At 45.7% G+C, this 22,078-nt stretch carries 30 protein-coding genes; 19 read left to right on the top strand and 11 right to left on the bottom strand.

Going from position 1 to position 22,078, the window contains the following annotated elements:
- Positions 1–38: 38 nt before the first annotated feature.
- Positions 39–758, bottom strand: coding sequence for a ribonuclease III domain-containing protein (locus tag VX730_08405; protein ID MEC9292408.1), 720 nt, complete (start codon positions 756–758; stop codon positions 39–41).
- Positions 759–923: 165 nt separating this feature from the next.
- Here VX730_08405 and VX730_08410 point away from each other — a divergent pair, with 165 nt between their 5' ends.
- Positions 924–1,247, top strand: a complete 324-nt coding sequence (locus VX730_08410) for a hypothetical protein (protein ID MEC9292409.1) — start codon at positions 924–926, stop codon at positions 1,245–1,247.
- A 33-nt stretch (positions 1,248–1,280) separates the two neighbouring features.
- On the opposite strand, the gene VX730_08415 is transcribed toward VX730_08410, so the two are convergent.
- The 3 genes from VX730_08415 to rnhA form a co-directional block, all read right to left on the bottom strand.
- On the bottom strand, positions 1,281–1,856 hold the full coding sequence (locus tag VX730_08415) for a hypothetical protein (GenBank protein ID MEC9292410.1): 576 nt from the start codon (positions 1,854–1,856) through the stop codon (positions 1,281–1,283).
- Positions 1,857–2,154: 298 nt separating this feature from the next.
- Positions 2,155–2,721, bottom strand: a complete 567-nt coding sequence (locus VX730_08420; protein MEC9292411.1) for a YqgE/AlgH family protein — start codon at positions 2,719–2,721, stop codon at positions 2,155–2,157.
- 59 nt (positions 2,722–2,780) lie between these two features.
- The gene (rnhA, locus tag VX730_08425; GenBank protein MEC9292412.1) at positions 2,781–3,242 is read right to left on the bottom strand and encodes a ribonuclease HI; all 462 of its coding nucleotides are present in this window, start codon (positions 3,240–3,242) and stop codon (positions 2,781–2,783) included.
- A gap of 148 nt (positions 3,243–3,390) precedes the next feature.
- On the opposite strand from rnhA, the gene VX730_08430 reads away from it, so the two are divergent.
- The 4 genes from VX730_08430 to VX730_08445 all read left to right on the top strand — a co-directional run bounded on the left by VX730_08430 (position 3,391) and on the right by VX730_08445 (position 5,059).
- Positions 3,391–3,654, top strand: coding sequence for a hypothetical protein (locus VX730_08430; protein ID MEC9292413.1), 264 nt, complete (start codon positions 3,391–3,393; stop codon positions 3,652–3,654).
- A 125-nt stretch (positions 3,655–3,779) separates the two neighbouring features.
- Positions 3,780–4,037 (top strand): hypothetical protein, encoded by a 258-nt coding sequence (locus VX730_08435; protein ID MEC9292414.1) that lies wholly within the window; start codon positions 3,780–3,782, stop codon positions 4,035–4,037.
- Positions 4,038–4,151: 114 nt separating this feature from the next.
- Positions 4,152–4,685, top strand: coding sequence for a phosphatidylglycerophosphatase A (locus VX730_08440; GenBank protein MEC9292415.1), 534 nt, complete (start codon positions 4,152–4,154; stop codon positions 4,683–4,685).
- Positions 4,686–4,804: 119 nt separating this feature from the next.
- A complete protein-coding gene (locus tag VX730_08445) occupies positions 4,805–5,059 on the top strand; it encodes a hypothetical protein (GenBank protein MEC9292416.1) in 255 nt (84 codons plus the stop codon).
- A 27-nt stretch (positions 5,060–5,086) separates the two neighbouring features.
- Here the strand turns inward: VX730_08445 and VX730_08450 are convergent, their stop codons facing one another.
- Positions 5,087–6,046, bottom strand: coding sequence for a phosphotransferase (locus tag VX730_08450; protein MEC9292417.1), 960 nt, complete (start codon positions 6,044–6,046; stop codon positions 5,087–5,089).
- 141 nt (positions 6,047–6,187) lie between these two features.
- On the opposite strand from VX730_08450, the gene hemL reads away from it, so the two are divergent.
- The 11 genes from hemL to VX730_08505 all read left to right on the top strand — a co-directional run bounded on the left by hemL (position 6,188) and on the right by VX730_08505 (position 16,295).
- On the top strand, positions 6,188–7,510 hold the full coding sequence (gene hemL / locus VX730_08455) for a glutamate-1-semialdehyde 2,1-aminomutase (GenBank protein MEC9292418.1): 1,323 nt from the start codon (positions 6,188–6,190) through the stop codon (positions 7,508–7,510).
- A gap of 16 nt (positions 7,511–7,526) precedes the next feature.
- Complete coding sequence (locus VX730_08460; protein ID MEC9292419.1) at positions 7,527–8,486, top strand: hypothetical protein; 960 nt, start codon at positions 7,527–7,529, stop codon at positions 8,484–8,486.
- Positions 8,487–8,832: 346 nt separating this feature from the next.
- Complete coding sequence (locus VX730_08465; protein ID MEC9292420.1) at positions 8,833–9,543, top strand: RlmE family RNA methyltransferase; 711 nt, start codon at positions 8,833–8,835, stop codon at positions 9,541–9,543.
- Positions 9,544–10,115: 572 nt separating this feature from the next.
- Positions 10,116–10,760, top strand: a complete 645-nt coding sequence (locus tag VX730_08470) for a tetratricopeptide repeat protein (GenBank protein ID MEC9292421.1) — start codon at positions 10,116–10,118, stop codon at positions 10,758–10,760.
- A 4-nt stretch (positions 10,761–10,764) separates the two neighbouring features.
- Positions 10,765–12,075, top strand: a complete 1,311-nt coding sequence (locus VX730_08475; GenBank protein ID MEC9292422.1) for a PQQ-binding-like beta-propeller repeat protein — start codon at positions 10,765–10,767, stop codon at positions 12,073–12,075.
- Between the two features lie 262 nt (positions 12,076–12,337).
- The gene (der, locus tag VX730_08480) at positions 12,338–13,750 is read left to right on the top strand and encodes a ribosome biogenesis GTPase Der (GenBank protein MEC9292423.1); all 1,413 of its coding nucleotides are present in this window, start codon (positions 12,338–12,340) and stop codon (positions 13,748–13,750) included.
- A gap of 12 nt (positions 13,751–13,762) precedes the next feature.
- On the top strand, positions 13,763–14,572 hold the full coding sequence (locus VX730_08485) for a hypothetical protein (protein MEC9292424.1): 810 nt from the start codon (positions 13,763–13,765) through the stop codon (positions 14,570–14,572).
- Positions 14,569–14,907 (top strand): tRNA-binding protein, encoded by a 339-nt coding sequence (locus VX730_08490; protein MEC9292425.1) that lies wholly within the window; start codon positions 14,569–14,571, stop codon positions 14,905–14,907. The genes VX730_08485 and VX730_08490 overlap by 4 nt, the downstream gene beginning before the upstream one ends.
- 97 nt (positions 14,908–15,004) lie before the next feature.
- Positions 15,005–15,388, top strand: a complete 384-nt coding sequence (locus VX730_08495) for a hypothetical protein (protein ID MEC9292426.1) — start codon at positions 15,005–15,007, stop codon at positions 15,386–15,388.
- 117 nt (positions 15,389–15,505) lie between these two features.
- Complete coding sequence (locus tag VX730_08500) at positions 15,506–15,907, top strand: hypothetical protein (GenBank protein ID MEC9292427.1); 402 nt, start codon at positions 15,506–15,508, stop codon at positions 15,905–15,907.
- A 118-nt stretch (positions 15,908–16,025) separates the two neighbouring features.
- Positions 16,026–16,295 carry a hypothetical protein gene (locus tag VX730_08505; protein MEC9292428.1) on the top strand — a complete coding sequence of 90 codons (270 nt, stop codon included), beginning with the start codon at positions 16,026–16,028 and terminating at the stop codon, positions 16,293–16,295.
- Positions 16,296–16,326: 31 nt separating this feature from the next.
- Here the strand turns inward: VX730_08505 and VX730_08510 are convergent, their stop codons facing one another.
- From VX730_08510 to radA, 3 genes are read right to left on the bottom strand one after another with little or no spacing between them, the layout of a single operon-like run.
- Positions 16,327–16,644, bottom strand: coding sequence for a DUF2818 family protein (locus tag VX730_08510; GenBank protein MEC9292429.1), 318 nt, complete (start codon positions 16,642–16,644; stop codon positions 16,327–16,329).
- A 3-nt stretch (positions 16,645–16,647) separates the two neighbouring features.
- The gene (locus tag VX730_08515) at positions 16,648–17,214 is read right to left on the bottom strand and encodes a CvpA family protein (GenBank protein ID MEC9292430.1); all 567 of its coding nucleotides are present in this window, start codon (positions 17,212–17,214) and stop codon (positions 16,648–16,650) included.
- Positions 17,207–18,550: a DNA repair protein RadA gene (gene radA, locus VX730_08520; protein ID MEC9292431.1), complete on the bottom strand. Its 1,344-nt coding sequence runs from the start codon at positions 18,548–18,550 to the stop codon at positions 17,207–17,209. The genes VX730_08515 and radA overlap by 8 nt, the downstream gene beginning before the upstream one ends.
- A gap of 253 nt (positions 18,551–18,803) precedes the next feature.
- On the opposite strand from radA, the gene VX730_08525 reads away from it, so the two are divergent.
- From VX730_08525 to VX730_08535, 3 genes are all read left to right on the top strand, one after another.
- Positions 18,804–19,124, top strand: coding sequence for a hypothetical protein (locus tag VX730_08525; GenBank protein ID MEC9292432.1), 321 nt, complete (start codon positions 18,804–18,806; stop codon positions 19,122–19,124).
- Positions 19,125–19,234: 110 nt separating this feature from the next.
- Positions 19,235–19,909 (top strand): hypothetical protein, encoded by a 675-nt coding sequence (locus VX730_08530; protein MEC9292433.1) that lies wholly within the window; start codon positions 19,235–19,237, stop codon positions 19,907–19,909.
- A 126-nt stretch (positions 19,910–20,035) separates the two neighbouring features.
- Positions 20,036–20,380, top strand: coding sequence for a hypothetical protein (locus VX730_08535; GenBank protein MEC9292434.1), 345 nt, complete (start codon positions 20,036–20,038; stop codon positions 20,378–20,380).
- Positions 20,381–20,438: 58 nt separating this feature from the next.
- Here the strand turns inward: VX730_08535 and VX730_08540 are convergent, their stop codons facing one another.
- The 3 genes from VX730_08540 to VX730_08550 form a co-directional block, all read right to left on the bottom strand.
- The gene (locus VX730_08540; GenBank protein ID MEC9292435.1) at positions 20,439–21,029 is read right to left on the bottom strand and encodes a hypothetical protein; all 591 of its coding nucleotides are present in this window, start codon (positions 21,027–21,029) and stop codon (positions 20,439–20,441) included.
- Positions 21,030–21,175: 146 nt separating this feature from the next.
- Positions 21,176–21,421 (bottom strand): hypothetical protein, encoded by a 246-nt coding sequence (locus VX730_08545; protein MEC9292436.1) that lies wholly within the window; start codon positions 21,419–21,421, stop codon positions 21,176–21,178.
- A gap of 114 nt (positions 21,422–21,535) precedes the next feature.
- A complete protein-coding gene (locus VX730_08550) occupies positions 21,536–22,000 on the bottom strand; it encodes a hypothetical protein (GenBank protein MEC9292437.1) in 465 nt (154 codons plus the stop codon).
- Positions 22,001–22,078 lie beyond the last annotated feature (78 nt).

The following is a 22,078-nucleotide window of genomic DNA, read 5'->3' on the forward strand; positions in this document are numbered from 1 at the left end:
AAGGGTGCATCATGATGTAAGAACTTCCAAAACTTACATCAAGAGATTACGTCTGTTTCTTTTTGGAGAGAGACGGGCGGGCCATAGGCCTCATGTGCTTGCTTGACAATGTCATTCGGCATGAAAAGCGTATCCCATTTATGCGCCATTTCTAGTTCAAAATAGAGCATGCCGGGGGAGAAGTTTGCATCTTTGCGTTGCGCCATATCAACGTGATAGTCAATAGAGCGTTTGAAGGGGGAGGCTTCGTAAGCATCTTTGATGAGAAACTTTGAGTTTTCAAACTCACGAAGGCGGTTTTCAGCGTTTTTCTTTCCTTTGATCTCAGGTGGGACAAAGTCATGCACCAGAACCCCTTGGAAGGGAAAGATGCGCCAAATCAGGTCTTGTGCGGGCAGGAGGCCACCATCTTGATAGAGCGCACCAATAACTGCTTCTAGCAGGTTGGCAATGCTTTTGTTGATCAGGTAATACTCGTACTGGCAAAATGCCCTAGAAGCGGCTTGCAGTGGAATGCGGCGGGCAATCAGGGCCATGGTATGGTTGTTCACAAGGCGTTCATAGTAGTCTTGTTTACGGTTGCCATACAGTGCTGTGAGTAGTTCTCGGACCACAAGCGAAACGATAGCGTCACCAATGTGCTCAAGCGCAACCGACATGGTTGGCTCGTTGGTCGCGCCGCGTTCTAGTGCGGTAGAAAGAAGATCAGGGTTTTTGAAGGTGTACCCGAGTTTGTTTTGGAATTCTTCTAAGTCCAAAATGGAACTCCTTATACATATCGGGAAAAGGGAGGCAGATGTGTTATATTCTGCGTGTATACATGCCATGATTATTTTTGTCAAATTTTATTGAAATCTCTTGGTTAATAAATGGGTTTCACAGTATGGTGAGCTTGTCAGACAAATAAGAGATAAAGACATTATATGGCAACTGCAGAGCGCAGAATGAAGCTCGCTGAGCGGGTTCAAAAGGATGGTACACCTCATAAATTTAAACGTTGGGTGTATCTTTACCATCGCCATAAATCTCGTATTATTGCAGGCCTTTTGGTTATTATTGCTCTGTTGACTGCTGGCCTTATTTATGTGGGCTGGAAACTTTATGAAAAAGAACCTGGTGTTGTGATGCGTGCGGGCCAGTTTACAGTATTCCAAAACATGGAAGAAGAAGAGGTGAAACCTGAAGGGTTTCTTCTTGGTACTGATGATTCTGGCGAAGCAACCCTTTCTCCAATCTATAAAAAGTAGAAACAGCCCCGTAAGGCTGTCTCAAAAAATCGTTTATTCTCCGACGTAGTAACCTTCTTCACGCGCCTGAGTGAAGGCGGTTTGACAGGCTTCCAATTCGGTCAGGTTTTCGCGGATATCAATGGCCAGCCCCCATGGGAGCGCGGGGTCACCCGCCCGAAAAGCTGTATTGTACCCGCGCGGTGCTTTTCGCTTGAGTTTCCAGATCTCACTGCGTGCCATATGGCAAACAGCTTGAACCGGTGTCATGTCAGCGCGAACGTTGAACTTGTGGCTTTCAGCAGCAGCTTCAATATACGCAGGCGCAATCATTGTGGCCATATGGCTCAACAGCGTTTCATCACAGCCGTTCTGGATGCTGCGCATCAGCGAAGAGCCCATGTTGTTCAACGCATTCACATCAGTGGGCTCGTTGTTTGAGTCGTCTTCATCCAGCAGGTAGAAGAGCGGTGGAGATGTTTCGAGCATGGCCGCGAGCACATTACCGGTGCTGCGGATGCATTCTTCAGAAACTTGGGATTCATCTGCGGGAGATGTTTCAGTGACATTTGCTGCGGAGGAAAGAGTCGGCAGCAACAAAGCGCAAGAAAGCGCAACGTATTTCAGCATTTCTGCCTCCTATAATTGTCAGGGAGATATTTGGTTGTATTTAAAGTATGGGGATAGAGAGGTTTGATTTCAAGGAGGTGGTTCCTGTACGAGTGGGAGCGAAGCGACCCAAAACCCGAGATGGAGGGTTTTGAGCGGGCGAAGCCCAAGAAAGGAGCCTTGGCGACGCAGACGGGATGCCAAAGGCATAGCCGCCCGAAGGGTGAGCGTAGCGAATCACATATGTTTTGAGCGAATGCGAAAAACATCTAAGCGCACATGCAAAGCTATGTGCGATAAAACAGTTTCATAAAAAAATCTAAGCCAGCGCAGAAGTCATCATCGATGAACCAACAAGCCCAACAGACGCCATAGCTGCTTCGTAGCGGTGCTCAATTGGTGTTTCAAACAGAAGCGCGCGGCTTGCTGGTACAAGCATCCAGCTATCTTCAAAAATTTCAGACTCAAGCTGGCCAGGCTCCCAGCCACTGTAACCTAGGCAAAGGTTTTGGCTTACAGGGCCTGTGCCTTTGGCTGTGGCTTCAATCACATCTGTTGTTGCGCTGAGCATAATGTCATCTGTTACTGGAACAGTAAGCTTGTGATTGTAATCTGTACCATGCAGAACAAACCCGCGGTTTGGCTCTACAGGGCCACCAGAAAGAATGGTTGGTGATGCATTGCTGATTTGTTCGATATCAAGATCATCACAGAGATTTTCAAAATTCGTTGCTGGAAGAGGGGAGTTGAGAACAAGTCCCATTGCGCCTTCTTCATTGTTATGGGAACAAATAAAGATCACAGCTTTCTCAAAATATGAGTACTTAAGAGAATCCGTTGCAAGTAACAGATGACCAGTAAAGTTAGTAATGATGCCGTTATTCATGTTTTTGTCCCTAACACATCTATTTATTAGTGTACCCCTACACCAGTGAGCAGAAAAGGTTATTCCTCTTCTTTACTCTTTTTTATGGCGTCCGTCGCAAGCGTGTCAGCTTTCTCATTCCCGACATTGCCCGCATGGCCTTTAACCCACTTCCATGTAATGGTATGGCGCTGCATCGCTTCATCAAGAAGTTCCCAAAGGTCACGGTTTTCAACCGGTTTTTTGGCAGCGTTTTTCCACTCACGCTTCTTCCAGCCTTCCATCCATTCTGTCGCACCTTTCATTACGTATGTTGAATCCGTGTGCAGAAGGATATCGCAAGGTTTTTTCAGTGTGTTGAGCGCTTCAATCACCGCGGTAAGTTCCATACGGTTATTGGTTGTGTGCTCTTCATGGCCGCTCATCTCTTTTTCGTGGCCGTTGTACTGCATGTAAACGCCCCAGCCACCAGGGCCTGGGTTACCGCTGCATGCGCCATCTGTATAGATATGAATGGTTTTATTTTTATTATTTTCAGTCATGTCCACATCATGGGATGAGGGGCGTTAAAAAGCAATGTTGTTTTGAGAGAATGGGAGATTTAATTGACTTATAAAGTGGCACTTTTTATATTAGGGCATCTGATATCTATCAAACTTTTCTCATCGTTAACTTTCAAATGAGGTTCCTATGACTCTTCTTGGCCTTTTCGCTTTTATATGCGCTGGCGTTTTTGCGGCATTTGTCCGTGATATTATCGTGATCATATTCAATATCCAAAAAGGAACTCACCAAAGACTTACAGGCTTTTTTATTGCACTTGCTTTACTGGCCTGTACTGACCTTGCGCTGGGTTCTGCAGACACGTTTATAGATATGCTTATTGGTACTGTTGTTGGTTATGTTGGTTATGTTGTTATTGGCAGTGCTCTCGGTAATATCTTTAAAAGATAAATTTCTTGAAATCGAATGTAAAAACAGCCCGAAAGGGCTGTTTTTGTTTGTCGGCTCTTGAATGATTTGCTATCACATAGAGGAACAACTTATCTTTTTCTTTCTTTTACATGATGAGGTCTCTTATGACACCGATTGGACTGATTGTTTTTGCTGCGCTTGGTGGTCTTGCCTTTGTGCTTCGCAATTACGTGATTATCAAGTTTGAGCTGTATGGCGACATGATGATGCAAATTCTTGTGGGCGTTGGCGCTTTTATGGTTTGTAGTTTTGTTGGTCATCTTTTGCTTGGCCCAATTGCCGGTCCCATGGATTCCCTTGCAGGTATTCTGCTCGGTTATTTCCTTCTTGGGCAATACCTATGGGATATGCTCCAAAAATAGAATCGAACTGAAAAGCAGCCCTTATGGGCTGTTTTTTGTTGCGCTTTATGGGGAAGCTGCCTATATTGCGCTAAATGTATACATCTCAATCTTTTCCTATCTCTTGGAGTGTTTATGAGAGACTCTTTAAACCGTCTGTTTAATATGAAAGGCAGGCAGGAAAAATACAAAGTAGAACCTTTGCCGTATCCTTACCCGCATGCAGGCTTTTGGCTTGCCACTTGGTTTGGTTCTGGGCATCTGCCACTTTCTGGTACTGCTGGTACGGTGGCAAGCTTGCCGTTCATTTGGCTTATTTACACCTTTGGTGGCGTAGGGGCGCTGGCTATCTTTACGCTGTTGAGCTTTGTGGTGGGCGTATGGGCTTGCCGTGTGGTGGAAGAGCATACAAACATTCATGACCATAAAAGTGTCGTGATTGATGAAGTGTTTGGTATGGCCATGGTGGTGCTCACATTCCCTTGGCTCGGCCTTGGTGAAGCATGGCATTGGCTTCTCGCTTTTGTGCTGTTCCGCTTTTTTGACATGGTGAAACCGCCACCCATCAGCTGGATGGATGAAAAATTTGAAGGCCCGTGGGGCGTAATGCTGGATGACGGTGTTGCCGCTCTATTTGCCATAGTTGTGCTGTGGTTTGCCTTTGGATAAATCGAATAAAAAGCAGCCCTTCGGGGCTGTTTTTGTTGTTGACGCTGAAACAGGTTTAGCTGTATACGTTTTGTATCGCTCACCTTTATCTTTTTCTACTGAACCAAGGCAGGTTTATCATGTCAGCATTCTTTGCGTTTATGTTGGCAGGGGCACTTGCTTACATTATGGAGTTCATTGTGCTGTGGTACTTTAGTATTAACCACCGCATTCTGGCTCTAGCGCTGGGGTATCTCCTGACTATCCCAACCTATACTGTCGCTTACTTTGCTCTTTCTGTTGCGCCGCCTTATTGGGTGATTGTGGTTGCGGGGGGCATTGGGTATTTTGGCCTTTTGGGGCTGTCACTTGCGTATAGCTATATTCGAAAATAAAAACAGCCCCTTGGGGCTGTTTCTTGTTTATAAGTCTTTATTATGTTCCTGCCAGTAGAGCAGGCGGCTAAGCCACGGATCTACAGGTTTGGCATCTAGAATCTCTTGTGCTTTGCCCATAACAGGGTTTCTTAGGCGCATGACTACAAAGATCAGAGCAGCAAATTCAAGCATGAGCGGCCATTCTTCTTTCCAGAGTTCGTAAGGCAGCATACTGAGTACGCGGTATGTATCTTCTAGAGAGTCCATAAACGTAATGTGTGGTTCTTTGTGCTCTTCATCCCAGCACCATGCGTTGGCAACAATAGCAAGGTCAAGCAGGCAAGGAAGAGGGCAAGCCATCCACCAGTCAATCACGCCTGTAAGCGTTGTGCCATTAGAAAAGAGCGTATTATCTGGGAAGAGATCCGCGTGGCTAATAGCCAGTGGAGATTTAAATGTTTTTGTGCTGAGCTTCTCGAGTGAAGCTTTAGCTGCTTCAACCGCCTCTTTATGAGGGTGATCAAAGTCTTCAATCTCTTTCATGAAGCCGTGCATCTTCTTCAGGCTATATTCATGAGTGAGGGTCTTCATATCATCTGGTACAGGCAGGCAGTGCTGCATAGCAAGGTGAGTGGCCATAGCACGTACGTGCTCACGCTCAATCTCTGCTTCTGTAATATGATGACCAATCAACTTTGGCTGAAGCACAGCAAGCTCACCAGCAATCTTTGTGAGGTAGCCGCCGTCTTGTGACGGTACAATAGCAGGCACGGCCATGCCATTGAGCGCCAGGAAAGGCATAATATGTGTACGAGGTTCAAGCTGTGCTTCGCAGTAGTGTTCTGCAAACAGGGTTAAAACAAATTCACCTTCGCTTGTTGCAAGGAGGTAATTCGAGTTCTCGCTGCCCTCTGGAATCGGGGCAATAGAGTGCACATCAAGGCCATAGAGCGCTTCTGTCTCTGCCTTAATTTTTGTGTCTTGAATGTTATGTATCACAGCCATTTTGTAAGAATATCACAAAGAGGGGCATTTATGATGCATCCATGCACCAAGTACGCTTAAAAGTCCCAGAAAAAAAGAGGTCTACCATTGCCCTTTAGCAACAGTTCGCTATACTTGATAGATCAATAAAGGGGCTTTGATATGCAACAGACATATACTGTAGATGTAAAACCTGATCGCTATGCGCTTTCAAAACAATTATTTGACCGTGCTGTGAAGCTGATTCCAGGTGGCGTGAACTCACCTGTGCGTGCATTTGGCGCAGTAGGTGGCACTCCTGTATTTATGGCGGGTGCTGATGGTGCGGCCCTGCAAGATATGGACGGCAACCAATATGTAGATTACATCGGCAGCTGGGGCCCTATGATTCTTGGTCACGCTAACCCACGTGTACTCGATGCTGTTAAAAACGTAATGGAAGTGGGCACATCATTTGGTGCACCAACAGACCGCGAAACAGCTCTTGCTGATTTTATTGTGGATCGCCACGCCTCTATTGATAAAGTTCGCCTTGTAAATTCTGGTACTGAGGCAACGATGAGCGCAATTCGCCTTGCGCGTGGCTACACAGGCCGAGACAAAATTCTTAAATTTGCAGGACACTACCACGGCCATGGCGATAGCCTTCTTGTGGCAGCTGGTAGTGGCCTTATTACACACGGTACGCCATCAAGTGCAGGGGTACCAAAAGCCCTTGCTGAACTTACATGCGTGGCACCATTTAACGATGTGAATGCGCTTGAGAAAGTATTTATGGAGCACGGTGATGACCTTGCTTGTGTGATCCTTGAGCCCGTTGCAGGGAACATGGGGTGCGTACCTCCTAAAGAAGGCTACCTGAAAACACTACGTGAGCTTTGCGACAAGTACGGTACGGTTCTTATCTTTGATGAGGTGATGACTGGTTTCCGCCTAGGCATGTCGAGTGCACAAGGTCTCTTTGATATTGAGCCTGATCTCTCTTGCTTTGGTAAAGTGATTGGTGGTGGTCTGCCACTTGCGGCTTACGGTGGTAAGCAGGAGATTATGGATCGCTTGAGCCCGATTGGTGATGTTTACCAAGCCGGTACACTTTCTGGTAACCCGCTTGCTGTTTCAGCTGGTATTGCAACAGTGGCGCAACTTACACCTGAAGTTTATGCAGGACTTGAAGAAACAGGCGCTAAGATTCAGAAAGAAAGCGAAAAAATCTTTTCTGATGTGGGCATTCCGATTACAACGCACCGCGTTGGTAGCATGTTCAGCATCTACTTTAGTGAAGAACAACCTTACACATTTGAAGACGTGCAAAACACAGATATTGAAATGTTTAAGAAGTTCTTCCACGCTATGCTTGATGAAGGCATTTACCTGCCGCCATCAGCATACGAAACATGGTTCTTTGGCACATGCCACGATGAAAACATTCTAGATATCACGTTCACGGCTATGCGTCGTGCAGCGATGAAAATTAAAAATACGTAAGGGAGCAGGGGGCTTTATGATCGATACTGGGGATATTTACGCAGGTCTGGAGCTTGGCACGTCAACGGCGCGCTTGGTTATTGGTCACGTAAGTCACGATGGCGTGGTAGATGTACGTTTTGAGGATTCATACGTGCATGGCCTTGCTGGCGACCTTGTGCATGGAAATAGCTTTGATGAGCAAAACATTGATGATCTGGCTCACTGGATGGCACATGCACAGCGCACTATGATTACTTATGGTGTAAAGCGTGCACATATTGCAGCCACATCTGTGATTGGTCATGCGGATGAAGCAGGTGTTCTACTTGAGGCTCTCCGTGCAGAGTCAGGCCTAAACATTCATCAGCTTGGTCACATGGAAGAGGTTGAGGTTGCTCTTAAAGGGAACCGTAAACTGATTGACCCTGATGCAGACCTGACAGTATTTGTTGAATCTGGTGCGGGAAGTAACGAATTTGCTCTCCTCAGCAAAGGCGGCCAAGTGAAGGAAATGCGCGGCTTTAAGTTTGGCGCAGCCACATACGCTGATATTTTTGAGCAAGACTTTATTGAGCCAACTGAAATTGAAAAGCTTGAGCAAGAAATCCGCTCTACACTTGAAGAAGAGCTGGCTGAGTGGAAAGACCAGTTTACAAAGAAAACATCACTTCTTATTGCAGGCGCACCTATGTTTGTTGTGCGTTACCTTACAAAAACAGAACTTGAGCAGATGGTGAGCCTAGAAGGTCGCTGGACAACAAAGACAGACCTAGAGAATGTATTTGAGCGTTACCTAGATCTTGGCCCAGACCGTCGTCGTGATAATAATTACATCTACGGTAAGAGCGCGCACCTTGTAACGCCTGCCACACTCATTATGAAAGTGATTATGGATATTGTTGGCGTTGAAGGCTTTACAATTGGAGCAGGTGGCCTTGGTCGCGGGCTTCTACTCAGTGCCGCTGCTGGCGAAGGTATGGGGCTTGCAGCTTAGCTGGGTCTTCACGGCTCTCTATCTTTAAATTTAGAAATATAAAATTTCAAAATTTAAATCTACCGCCGTGTATGGTCTTGGCATAAAGCTTTTTTAGCATGCCCACCTTTTATAATCTGGGCATAATTGCTTTATGCCGCCGCAGTCTCTGAAGCCTGCGGCTCCGCTATTCGCTGCGCATAGGCTTTTTGAAAAGCTATGATATGGGCCTTATGGAGTGGGAGCAAAGCGACCCAAAAGCCTCAGGGCTTTTGAGCGGTAAAAAAGAGCTCTTTTGGACTTGTAGTCAAGGCCAAAAGGCCCAATATCTTTTTTGCCAAGATAATAATTTACGGTGGATTTGGTTTTGAAAATTTTATATTTTCTAAATCAAAGCCAGAGAGTAAAGGATAAAACCATCAAAAAACCTATCAAACGCGGTGCATGGATTGGTAAGAAGAACGTAAGCGTTTCATCTCGTCGCTACCTCGACCGTCAAGAAAGCGACCACTTTGTAACAGCTGCCCGTAAGCAGGGCTACCGCTCTCGCGCTGTTTTTAAACTGCTTGAGGCAGATGACAAGTTTAAGCTCCTTAAAGCAGGTCAGCATATTATTGACCTTGGTGCTGCACCAGGAAGTTGGAGCCAAGTCGTGGCTCAGCGTGTTCTTCCAGGTGGACAAGTTTATGCTTTAGATAAACTTCCAGTGGACCCAATGGAAGGTATGACTTTCCTTAAAGGTGACTTCACAGATGATGAAGTTTATGAAGAGTTTCTCGCAATGTGTCCGAAAGGGGTGGATGGTGTTTTGAGTGATATTGCACCAGAAACATCAGGCCATGCAGGACAAGACCACATGAAAATTATGGGCCTTGCTGAAATGGCGCTTGATTTTGCGCTGAAAACAATGCGTCCGGGTGCTTGGTTCTACTGCAAACTCTTCCAAGGTGGAGAAGAAGTCCAGTTTAGAGATGAGTTACGTAAGCATTTCCAAACTGTGCGTTTCTTTAAGCCAGAGTCGAGCCGTAAGGACTCAAAAGAGATCTTTATCTTTGCGCAGAATTACCAGCCGAAATAATGCACGGCTAATACTTTTTTTACCAGCTTTACATGTTGCAATGGTGCCTTGTTTACTGGGAATATGCTAGCCATTAACTGCTTTTATTTATATTTAGCTTGCCCGCCTCGCTACTCGCTCGGGCGTAGCATTACCCTGCGGGCAAGCATCGCAGCCCCTTAGGTCTGCGGCTCGCACTATTCGTGCTCGCATGCGACCATGAAGCACCTAAAAATTGGCCTACTAGAGTGCGTGGCGAAGCGGAGCCAAAAGCCTCAGGGCTTTAAACCAAGACAGGAGCTTTAGCGACGCAGACGGGATGCCGTAAGGTATAGCCGCCCGCAGGGTGAGCGTAGCGAATCACCATAGCTTGCGTTGGATTTTATTTTGAAAATTTATAATTTTAAAAATGAAAGACTGGAAGCAAGCCTATAATAAAAACAAACAGCACAGTTTCTATGCAAACCCAGCCTATAAAGTTGCATCATGCTTCTATATCATGTTAAAACTTTCTACACGTTTAAAAATTAAGAAAAAAGCCTGTTCATTTAAGGCTACAAACTCGGTTTGATTTAATAAGGGGACAAATACCAATGACAAATGAATTTCTTCGTGAAGTTGATGAACATCTACACGCTGAGCGTATGGAAAACCTATGGAAGAAGCACAAGCTTCACATTCTAGGTGCTGTCGGCCTTATGTTCGCAAGTGTTGTTGGTTACAAGGGTTACTCTAACTACACTGAAGTGCAACTGCACACTGAAGCAAAAACATACTGGCAGAGCGTTGCTGGCACAGAGCTCAACACGGACGCTCTTAAAGGCCTAGAAGAAACATCTGCTAGTGGTTTTGGAATGCTTGCAGGCTTTAAGCTTGGTGGTGAAGCTATGAACAATGGTGAATACGAAAAAGCGGCTGGTATCTTCTCTGATATGCAGTCTCGCAAAATGCCGGCTGAGTTTAAAGAACTTGCAAAATTCTACGAAGCCACAGCAACACGTTACACAAACATTCCAGCTGCACAAGCTCTCTTTGTTGAGCTGAGCGCAGTAGGGGGCACATACCGCATTAGCTCACTAGAAGCTCTTGCTGATATCGCCCTTTCTCAAGGCAACACTGCTGAAGCGTTTGACTACTACCAAGCCATCGTAAACAGCGGTGACGATCAAGTGTCTCCAAACGCCTTCCAGCGTGCAACAACACAGATCACAATTCTACGTGAAGAAGCAGGACTATAATCCCATGTTGAATCTTAAAAAATCATTTGCGCTAAGCCTTTGTGTGCTTGCTCTCAGCGCATGTGGAGGCGATAAAAAGCCGCCACTTAAAGGTGAGCGTATTGACGTTCTTGTAAGCAGTAGCCAGTTGGTTCCTGATACAGACCTCTACGATGTGCCACTTCTTCTTCCTGAGGAAATTCCTCTGAAGACTTGGGCACAGGTTGGTGGTTTTTCTCACCACCGTCCAACACATGTAGCTCTACCAAAAAACGTAGACGAAGCATGGCGTGAGCGCATTGGTTGCGGCATGGCGAAAACAGGTCTTATCCTGAACCCACCAGTTGTTTACGCGGACAGCGTTTACGCAATGAACAGCTGTGGTGAAGTGGTTGCTTTAGACGCGAAAACGGGTGACCGTCTGTGGAGAGAAAAACTTAAGATTGACGAGCGCGAGCTTGAAAGCTTTAGCGGTGGTCTCGCAGTTGATGGCCAAACTGTATATGTAACAACAGGTAGCGGTGAAGTGTTTGCACTGAACGCGAAGACTGGTGATAAAGTTTGGAAAGAAAACCTAGGTATGCCACTACGTGCATCACCGGCTATTCAGGGTGAACACCTTTACGTGGTAAGCCACAACAACCGCCTGTTCGCACTTGATAAGAAAACTGGTCAAACAGCGTGGCTGCACTCAGGCCTGGAAGAAGCTCTTGCTCTTATGGGTGGTGCGCCTCCTGCTGTAGATGAGCAGGTGGCGATTGTCCCTTACTCAAGTGGTGAAATTTACGCCCTAAACGCAAGTAATGGTCGTTACCTATGGCATAATGCATTGTCATCAGATAACAGCTTTGATCCACTTGCAAACTTGGTAGACATTGAAGGTACGCCTGTGATTGCAAGCGGCATGGTACACGTGGTGAACAACAACGGTTGGCTCAGTGTATTTGACCTCAAAACAGGTCGACGTTTCTGGGAGCGTCGTTTGAGCGCTGTTCAAATGCCATGGGTTGCTGGTAACGCAATCTTCATCGTGACATCTGATAACAAACTCGTAAACGTACACCGCATTGACGGTCGTGTACGCTGGGTACGTGAGCTAACAAGCCTTGTGCCTGAAGATGCACGTGATGACGTAAACTTCTGGAGTGGCCCTCTATTTGCTGGTGGTCGCCTGATTGTTGTATCTAACAACGGTTACGCTGTTTCGGTTGATCCGAAGAGTGGTAAGCCTTCGCGCATCTCTAACCTGAAAGATCAGATTAGCCTTGCGCCAATTGCCGCAAACGGCACGCTCTACTTTATGAGCGATGATGCGGAGATTATTGCTTACAAGTAAGGCTTGCTCTGAGCTTTTAAAAACCGCCACCATGTTGGCGGTTTTTAAATTCTCCGCAAACTATTGTCTTGGTACAAAAGTTCTTTTGAATTTTAGTTCTGCACGCAGCCCTAAAATAAATGCTTTTGTACCGCCAAAACCTCTTAAGGTTTTGGGTCGCGTTGCTCCCACTTGTACAGGCAAACATCTTAGTTGTTTCCACTTGCCCAAACGCCCATATTCCTGTATGTATACACTGCTAAACAATTTAAAGAGAAGACCCATGTTTACAATTGCCCTTGCTGGCCGTCCGAATGTCGGAAAATCAACACTATTTAACAAGCTGACACGCCGTGTGCGTGCCATGGTTGCGCCTGTACCAGGTGTAACGCGTGATAGCCGTGAAGGGCCGTGCATGATTGCAGGTCTACCTTGTACTGTTGTTGATACAGCGGGTCTTGAAGGTCGTGCTACTGGCCTTGCTGGTGATATGAACAAGATTGCAGAAAAAGCCGCTGGAAGCGCAGATGTGATCCTTTTCCTCATTGATGGACGAGAAGGGGTGACAGCTGAGGATGAGTACGTTGCAGGACTCCTCCGTAAACTGAAGAAGCCTGTGCTTCTACTTGTCAACAAAGCAGATACACGTGATGCACACGATAACGCAATGGAAGCGTGGAGCCTTGGTTTTGGCGAACCTGTTATGCTTGCTGCTGAGCACGCGATTGGTTTTGATGATATTGCTGAGTTTGTAGAAAAGCACTACAAACCATCAGAAGCACCTGTTATTGAAGTGACTCCAGAAGAGGACGAGCTACAAGACGCTATGGGCGCAGATAAACGTGGTCCGAATGATGTGTCCTCACTTAAACTTGCGATTGTTGGTCGTCCAAACGCTGGTAAATCAACTCTCATTAACACCATCCTTGGTGAAGAGCGCATGCTCGCAGGTGATATTGCTGGTCTAACACGTGAGAGTGTAGGGACACTGTATGAAGTTGAGGGCGGTCGTATTATTGAGCTTGTTGATACACCGGGACTTCGCAAAAAAGCAAAGATTACAGAAGAGCTTGAGCAGAAGAGTGCAGCAGACGCTCTTGTAACCATTGGTAAGGCTGACGTTGTTGTACTGATGATTGACGCGCAGCAACCGCTCGAAAAGCAGGATATCCAGATTGCAGAAAAAGCCACAAACGATGGCCGCCCACTGGTTGTTGTGATTAACAAGTGGGACCTTATCTCAGGTGATGAGCGTGAGAAGCTTAAGTTTGACCTTATGGAAGACCTATACTACGGCTTCCACCAAGTGAAGGAACTTCCATTCCTCACAGTATCTGCCCTTAAAGGTAAAAACGTAGAGAAGATTATTCCACGCGTTCTTAAAGCTGCGGAAATTGGTAAAAAGCGTATGGGTACGGCTAAAATTAACCGTGTGCTTGAGCTTGCGCTGAACACAAACCCACCGCCACTGCGTAAAAACAAAATGCTAAAAATTAAGTTCATGAGCCAAGTGGCCATTGACCCAGCAACCTTTGTTGTGTGGATGAACCGCCCAGACCTTATGCCAGCAAGCTACGAGCGCTACCTGAAAAACGTGATGCGCCAAGAGCTGGATCTTGGAAGTGTACCATTTAAACTGATCTTCCGTGGTAATGGTGAAAACCCGTATAAGCATAAAGCTGCAAGATCACACTAAGAGTAAGTGACTATGACTAAAGTATGTGAAGCTTTTTTTGCTCTTTGTGATTCTATTTCAATGGGCTGGTTCATTAGTTTCATTAATTCAGATTTTATGATCGCTGCTGCAGGTGCAGCTTTTGGTGCTCTTGGTGCAGCACTGATTATTTTTCAAGTAGAGAAAAATAAAGATTATAAAACTTTGCTCCAAGATACGAATATGGCAGCAACTCTTTTGTCTGGGCATATTGATACATTGATACGTTTGAAGAGAGACGGACTTTCTTCTTTTAGATCAGATCTTAGGTCTTTTAAGAAAGAGTTTAGAAGCTTAAAGCAGCCTGTAGATGAGAGAGAAATTTTATCAATTGGTTTAAAGTACGGCAATTTATCAAAATTTTTGCAGGAAATTGTGACAGTAGTTGATATTCCAGTCTCATCTTTAGCTCGATATGCAGATATTTCTACTAAGCCAATTGAATATATTTCACAAGCCAATGAAATTTTTAATAGCATTGCTTACAAGGTTAAACACAGAAATTCTCTTGTGCAACAAGCAGTACAATCTGAATCTGGCTTATGCGAATATTATAAAATGCTATTAGCAGGCGATAAGATTGCTGAAACTCAAGATTTTGAGGCAAGGATTGAGCAAGATATAGATTATTGTTTGTGTTATATGGTTGAGGCTTCTATTGAGTTGCAAAAGGTAGCTCACAAAGCTTTACCTAAAAGGTATCTAGGTAAGGTTGTTTCACATCTTAATAAAAAGGTGGGGGCGAAGGAAATGCCTTCAGTAGATTTCTTTGACCAGACATTTCATAGAGGAGCATATGCATGACCATCTCATTTGATGATTTTATGAAAGTTGAACTCCGCCTTGGTAAGGTGGTGGATGTACAAGATTTTCCTAAAGCCCGTAACCCTGCTTACAAAGTGTGGGTGGACTTTGGTGATGAGATTGGCATTAAAAAATCCAGCGCCCAAATTACCCACCATTACACAAAGGACGAGCTTATGGACCGACATGTGGTGTGCGTGACAAACTTTGCCCCACGTCAAATTGCTGATTTCATGTCGGAAGTTTTGATTACTGGCTTTTACGACGCAGACGGCCATGTAGTTCTTGCAGGAGTAGAGAAGGGTGACCTTCCACTCGGTAGCAGGCTTGCTTAATCCATAATTTTACAAAAGGCCCCTTGCGAGGGGCTTTTTTATGCCCCATACCAATTAGGTTAACTGATTTTACTTACTGTTTTAAGGAGGAGCTCTTATGGCCCCAAAATTCCCTTCCACCATGCTGGACGAAGATGGCAATGCGCCGACCAACCAACTGGCTGCTGTTGCTGCCGAAGTTGCACGCCTTGAAGGTCTCGTGGACAACGTGGAGGAGCAGAAAAAGCGCTGCTACCCTCAAAAAGAGGGTGACCCCGCGGTGAACCCCAAAAACTTGGCTGCTGTCATGGCGAGCAAGCTGGCGGTTGCTGAATCCTGTGCGGACTGGCTGATTGACAAAGTCTTGCCGGCTGTTACAGACCGTCGCGCTCTGGGCTACGTCAAAGAAGCGCTTCTGAAGATGCGTGGCAACCTTCTGGTGCTGGATACGGAACTTGAAAAGTTCTGTCGCCAAAATGATGTTCAGCCCGAAGAGATCTGATCGATTCACTGAGATAGCTCCCGAAAGGGGGGCTATTTCTTTATTGCTTGAGCCTGTATGCAATGTTATTCTAATAGAAATTCTACTGATTTTCCCGTTTTTTAAAGGAGCCCTGTTATGGCACGAAAGCACCCAAGCAATATGCTGGATGAAGATGGCCGTCAACGCGGTGATATGGAAGCTCTGCTTCTGGAAGTTCCGCGCGTTGAAGCGTTGATTGACCAAGCTGAAAATTTGGTCGGCTATGAGTTTTCTGATACGGAGCTTGAGCAAGGCCCCGCAGATGACAAACAAAAGCTGAATATGCTTGCGACCATCAAGGAAGGCATGCTGAGCTCTCTGGCTGTGGCACAAGATTGCATCCGCTATATGCGTGAAGAGGTTCTGCCGTCACTCACGGATGAAGACGCCATTGAATTTGCGCAAGGTTCTGTGGAAGCTCTCAGCGTGCGTTACCGCACGATCAAAAAATCTTATGAAGCCTTCTGCACGATGCATGGTTTTAAGATTGAGATGTAAACGAATGTGAAAGCAGCCCTTCGGGGCTGTTTCTTTTATGTTAAGGGTTGTAATCTCAGGACGTGAGCGTTATACCAATGCCAACTTAAATTTTGTGTTCCGTTTTATGGAGGAGCTTATGCTCAAAAAAGAAAAGCTAGCCGTCATGGCTCTTGATCATCGCATTCAGTTGATGGTGCAAGAGATGGACCGGCTAGAAACCTTGAGTGAGGGGACGGTGTCCCATTTCAAGCTCAAGACAGCTGAGGCTGAGACAGAGGCTTTGCATGACCTTGCAATTGATGCGGCGTTTTACTCAACGTACCCTGCTGACCGCAAGGCTATTACAGAACTTCTTCAACGTGCCTTTGCATTGAAAGGAAAACTTTCAGCGCTTATAAGCGATTAAACCAAAGCCCCCTTGTGGGGCTTTATTCTATTTATAGACTTAGTTTTTTATGGCGTGCGAGATAGTAAATAATCGCAGGAACGCTAAAGACTAGCGAAGATGTATAAAGGATGGCGTAGAACTCAGGTGCTGAATAACTTTCATGTGGGCGGTTGCTGTAGAGGGTATCCATCACGTAGCCAATAGCAATAAGGGCAGGGAAGCGAATGTGCCATTCTGCCATACGCCAAAAGAGCGTGTCTGCTTTAAGTTTTGGTAGCAGGTTTAGGGCACGTGGAGTGATAAACGGAAGAGAGCACCAAATGATCCAAATTAGAATAAATACAATGGCTTCTGTTGTTAAGTTCATGTGCTACAGCATTCCTTGCATGAGCTTGTCATAGCGCTCTTTCATCATCTTTTCTTCTTCAAGTTTTGGATCATAAAGAATAATTGTTTTATTAATCACATCCTTCTTCATGAGGTACTCTTCAATATCAACTGCATTGTTATAGGCGGTTTTTAGAAATACTGAGCTATCTGTGAGCCAGTAAGGAATGTCTTCATCTGTAAAGGTGAAGTGAGCCAGCATGGCCCCAAGCACCATAACGTAAACACGAGCTGCACCTGTAAAAAAGCCAAGGCGCTTGCTGAGGGTGTTCGGGCGTCTACGAGCAAAGAACTCTCTAAAGATGGTGATATCCAACAGGTGCGCCATAAGGGAGCTAAAGAAGGTAATACCGACCATACTGAGAAATAGCCTTGAACCTTGGCGCATGAAAACAGCTTCAGTAGCCGTCGCATCGTGGAAGAGTAAGTAAACACTGCTTACAAACAGGGGCAACCAAATTACAAACTGTGCGAGGTCTCTAAATAGCCCACAACGATAGCCCGTAAGGCCTGTAATAAGCATAAAGAGAACAAAGAGCAGATCAGCCACGCAGGACTCCAAGTAGGTCGCTAATGTGTTTGATAGACTCTGTCTTGCCTTTCATGCCATCTGATGGCGGGCAAAGCAGAGAGCCATAGCCAAGCTTTGTCGCTTCGGCAGCGCGGTCGTTAGAGCTTGTTACATTACGAATTTCACCACTTAGGCCAAGTTCACCAAATACAGCCATGTCATGTGGAAGCGCTGTATTGGTCAGGCTACTCATGAGGGCTGTGGCAATGGCAAGGTCAGCTGCAGGTTCATTAATCTTAAGGCCACCGACAATGTTTACAAATACGTCATGCTCACCAAACGGGGTACCTGCGTGTTTATCGAGTACAGCAGCAACCATTGAAACACGGTTGGTGTCTAGCCCAAGCGTTGTACGACGCGGCTGAGAGAGTTGGCTTTTGCTTACAAGCGCTTGTACTTCTACAAGCAGTGGACGTGTACCGTTGAGGGCAGGTAGAACCACACTGCCGCTTGCGCCTTCAGGGCGCCCTTCAAGGAAGAGGGCAGAAGGGTTTGTCACTTCAGTCAGGCCAGTATCGCGCATATCAAATACGCCAATCTCGTTTGTAGCACCAAAACGGTTTTTAAAGGCACGCAGTAGGCGGAAACTGTGGCCGCGGTCACCTTCAAAATAAAGCACACCGTCAACCATGTGTTCAATCACACGTGGGCCGGCAATGGTACCGTCTTTGGTGACGTGACCCACAAAGATGAGGCCAATGCCAGAAGCCTTTGCTACTTGAATTAATGCGTGAGCACACAAACGAAGTTGACTGACTGTACCCGGTGCGCTATCTGCGCTTTCTGCAAACATGGTTTGGATCGAGTCAATAATCACAATATCAGGCTGGTTATGCTTAATGGTCGCAAGTACCATTTCAAGCTGTGCAATCGGGCAAAGCTCAACTTCAGCCTTTTCAACGCCAAGGCGTTTTGCACGCATCTGCACTTGGCTGGTTGATTCCTCACCGCATACGTAAAGGACTTTGTTGGCTTTTGCAAAGTGAGCTGCCGTTTGTAGAAGAAGCGTTGATTTACCAATACCAGGATCACCACCAATAAGAATGGCACTACCTGGAACAAAACCGCCGCCAAGTACGCGGTCAAATTCGCTCATACCTGTTAGGGTACGAGGCACAGGTTTGTGTTCCCCATGTAGAAATGTAATAGGCGCAGCTTTAGCGGTGTTCTTTTTCGGCAGAAGAGGGGACGCGTTCGCAGCGCCTATATCTTCTACAATTGTGTTCCACTCGCCGCAGCTATCACACTTACCTTGCCAGCGTGGAAACGTTGTTCCACATTTATTGCAAGAATATTGGGTCTTAACTTTAGCCATTCTATGCTCCTGTATGCTGCTGCAAATTTATTTTTGTTGTGCTTCCGATGCTCAAATACGTTCAGTATGTTCCGCTTCGGTTCTCACAAAAATTAAATTTTCGCTTACCATACAGGAACATAGGCGCAGAGCTCTAAAATCGTTTCTAATCTTATCAAAAATACCCTTGACGCACCACCCTGTAATCCCTACATAATAGAGGCACTTAAATATCTGAGCCCGTCCTGTTTCTTAACCTAAAGTGGATGTTCCCATGGTCTCCTATATTCTTCGCTACTTTAATGTAGATGGCCGTGAGCTTGACTTGAAATACGCTCAAAATCACAATTCTCACGATGAATATATGAATCTGTCGATGGCAGATATCAGAACGTTCACCGTGTTCAGCCCGCTACCGAAAAACGCCCATATGATGGATGGTGATCGCGGCCGTGTGGAGCTGTTCCTGAGTGATGGCACTGAGCTTGTCTTTGAGCTTTCCTTGAAGATGGCAAAAATGCTGTTCAAGCGTATTCAGGGTTTCCTGAAGGAAGTGTGTAACGTGACGCCCCGCTGGGAACAACGCTGCGCATAATCGAAGATTTTAAAGAGCTCCCGAAAGGGGGCTCTTGCTTTTGTCAGCATCTTTGTATACTATAGCCGCACTCAAAATTTATCTTCCCGTTTTTTGATGGAGGCATAAGAATGCCAAAATACCCTGTCTTTGCCCCTGCAACAGAACTGATAAACAGCCTGAAAGGCCGGATTGATTTTGCTGAAATTGAAGCCTTTTCTCTGGAAGGTAACATATTGGTCCTTCGCCTGTTCTCTATGGAGGGAGCAGATGACCTGATTATCAATATGGACATCGGCGTTGAGCTGTATGACTTTCTGGGTGCGCCTTACTTGAACCGCAAAACCTACGCTACCAAAAGAATGATGCTGTTTGAAGTCAAATTCTATGGTGAAAGCTGGATGATTTTGCGTGTGCCTGAAGATGTTGCGCAGCAAATGCAAGAGGACTTGCATGAACGCTATGCGCACAAACAGGCTGTCACTGATTCACGCTCTGTTCCTGTTGCAATGGTTGGCTTGAATCGCACTTATCATGCGGCTGAATACGGGCTTGGTCCCCAAGGGATAGAGTTTACAATTACAGCTGATTCTGGTGGACAGGCTAAAGTTAGCATCTCTGCTGAGAAGATCAGTAAAGTCAGCATTTATGGCACGAGCTTTGGCAAGATTGCTGTTGAAGTGTTTGACCATGATGGCGGCGCTATTTCCTTCTATATGGATGCTTATGTCGGCGCAACCTTTGCTCTGGCGCTCAGAACAGTAGCAGATGTGAACCATTTCATGTTCGAGATTGACGAACGCTAAACGATGAAGCTCTCTACCTTTGGGTAGGGGGCTTTTTTTATATGAGGACTTGTTTTTGTATGCAATTGGGTATATCTTCTAATTATACACCCATCTTAAAAGGACCGTTCAACGCAGGAGGCACCCATGTGTACTCAAGCAATACTGAAGGACCTCATTGATCCTCTGAAGGGAGAGGTTGCCCTACTGTTCGTCACAAAATTCCATTGTTCTGGTGGTAAACTTGTGATTCTTTCTGAATGTGCACACGGCCAAGATTCGGCTGTCTTTTCTATTCAGGATGATATTGTTTCTGTTGATATTTCATGCTACCCGGGAGATCGGATGAGTATGCTTGAAGTTTTGACAAAACAAGACGAACTTTACATTGCAACAATTGAGCAAGAATTAGCAGACAAGCTGATTCATCAACTGGCAATGGCGCCGCGCCCCAATGGCATGATTGTCAGAAATGCGCGTAAAGGATCATGACTCAACATATCGAACTAAAAAGGAAACCCCCGCTGATATAGCGGGGGTTCTTTTCGTTTTATGTGCCTTCAGATTTCTCTGGCATAAAGATGTAGCTGGCAGACTTTACCTTTTCTACATACTTGGCTTGAAGCTCCATAGGCCCAAGGCCTTTGATTACGCGGCGTTGGTTGATGCTATTGAGGCAATCTTCCAGAACAGGCCTCAGGAAAGGTAATCTGGATTCGCATTCTTTAAGCATCCACATGGGCATATGCGGAAAACTTGTATGGGTGAGGGTGATACGAATGAGATGCCCTGAAGGCGTATCCTCATATTGATAGAGTGTGGCCAGCCATTGCTGCAGTTTGGTGATGCGTCCGCATACAATGCCAATGAAGTAATCAAAGGCAAAGGCAGCTTGCTCAGGTGTGATGGGTGCAGGCTTGCGACTGATGAGGCCACGATTGCCTTGGGCAAGAATTGTGGTGTAGGCAGCAAGAGCGTCTTCTTTGCTTGCAAAATTTTGTAGAGAAAACTCTTCCAGCTTAGGGAAGATAATCTTGTAGCCGCCCATGGCTTTTTCAGCTTCTGGGTTCTTCATAATTTGAAGAGCATATTCATCCCTTGGATTGAAGTTTTGGTTCAGCGCATCATGAATGGTAATCATGAGTTTAGTCCTTCTACAGAAACGCTAAAAGATAAGTCGATTCGCCCTATATAGTAGGGTTTCTGCGGTTATGCAAGAGGGAAAATATAAAAAATGAACAGCTCTAAAACAAAAGCCCTTCCGCATTACTGGAAGGGCTTTTTCGGTTAGCTTTTGATCATCATATTTCCAAGGTATCCACCAGTAATAAATCCCCATGGAATCAAGAGGTAAATGAGGCCTGGTAGCACTATGCCTGTGAGGCTTAAGAGGAAATGCCCACCGCTTGCCAGAGAGGTAAGCAAGATGAGTGCAATAAAAGGCTTTACTTCGGTGAGATCTTTTTCGGTTTTGTAAATGAACCTGAAGAAGATAAATGAAATCGCCATTGGAACGAAGAGAAGAAGAGTCATATGAGGCTCCGTAAAAAGGGAAGGTGTATTTGATGTTTTGGCATAAAAACACAGGAAAGGTGGGGGAGCAAGCAAAACAAACCCCCGCATCAATGCGAGGGTTTGTTAAATCGTTTAATCGGGGTAAACCCGAATACGGACAGTGCCTGGACTATCTGGGTGCATTTCCAGAATATAGTCAATAGGAGGCAAGTGATGTTTGCGCCGCGTGGTGTTAATCTTCCACAGTAGGGCTCTCAGCTTAGCCGCATATTCAGGGTCGCCGTTAAAGAATTCTTGCACCATGTAGAATGGCACATTGAACCGGCCAGCAATGAAATGATCAAACTCGGAAAGCCGCCTAGGGTCTCTTTTTCTGAGTGTTGCAACCAAATCATCGTATGAGGCAATGAAATATTTTTTAGCCTGCCTTTTCAATTGATAATAGCGGGCTTTGACTTGCTCATCCGTGACATCATTTTTAAAGAACCACCAGCCATCTTCCATATGCGCGCGCAGCGCTTCAATGACTTCTTCTTCGGTGGCACATTCTTCAAAGATATCGTACGGAAGCCGCTTTTCCCGAGGGATAAGGGACATGTGTAACTCCATGAGAATAGGGACAAGAGGTGAGATATACACCTAATATGTATACATGAGGGGCGTTTGTCAAGGACA

This window comes from Pseudomonadota bacterium (genome assembly GCA_036141575.1).
Taxonomy (GTDB): Bacteria; Pseudomonadota; Alphaproteobacteria; order UBA2136; family JAPKEQ01; genus JAPKEQ01.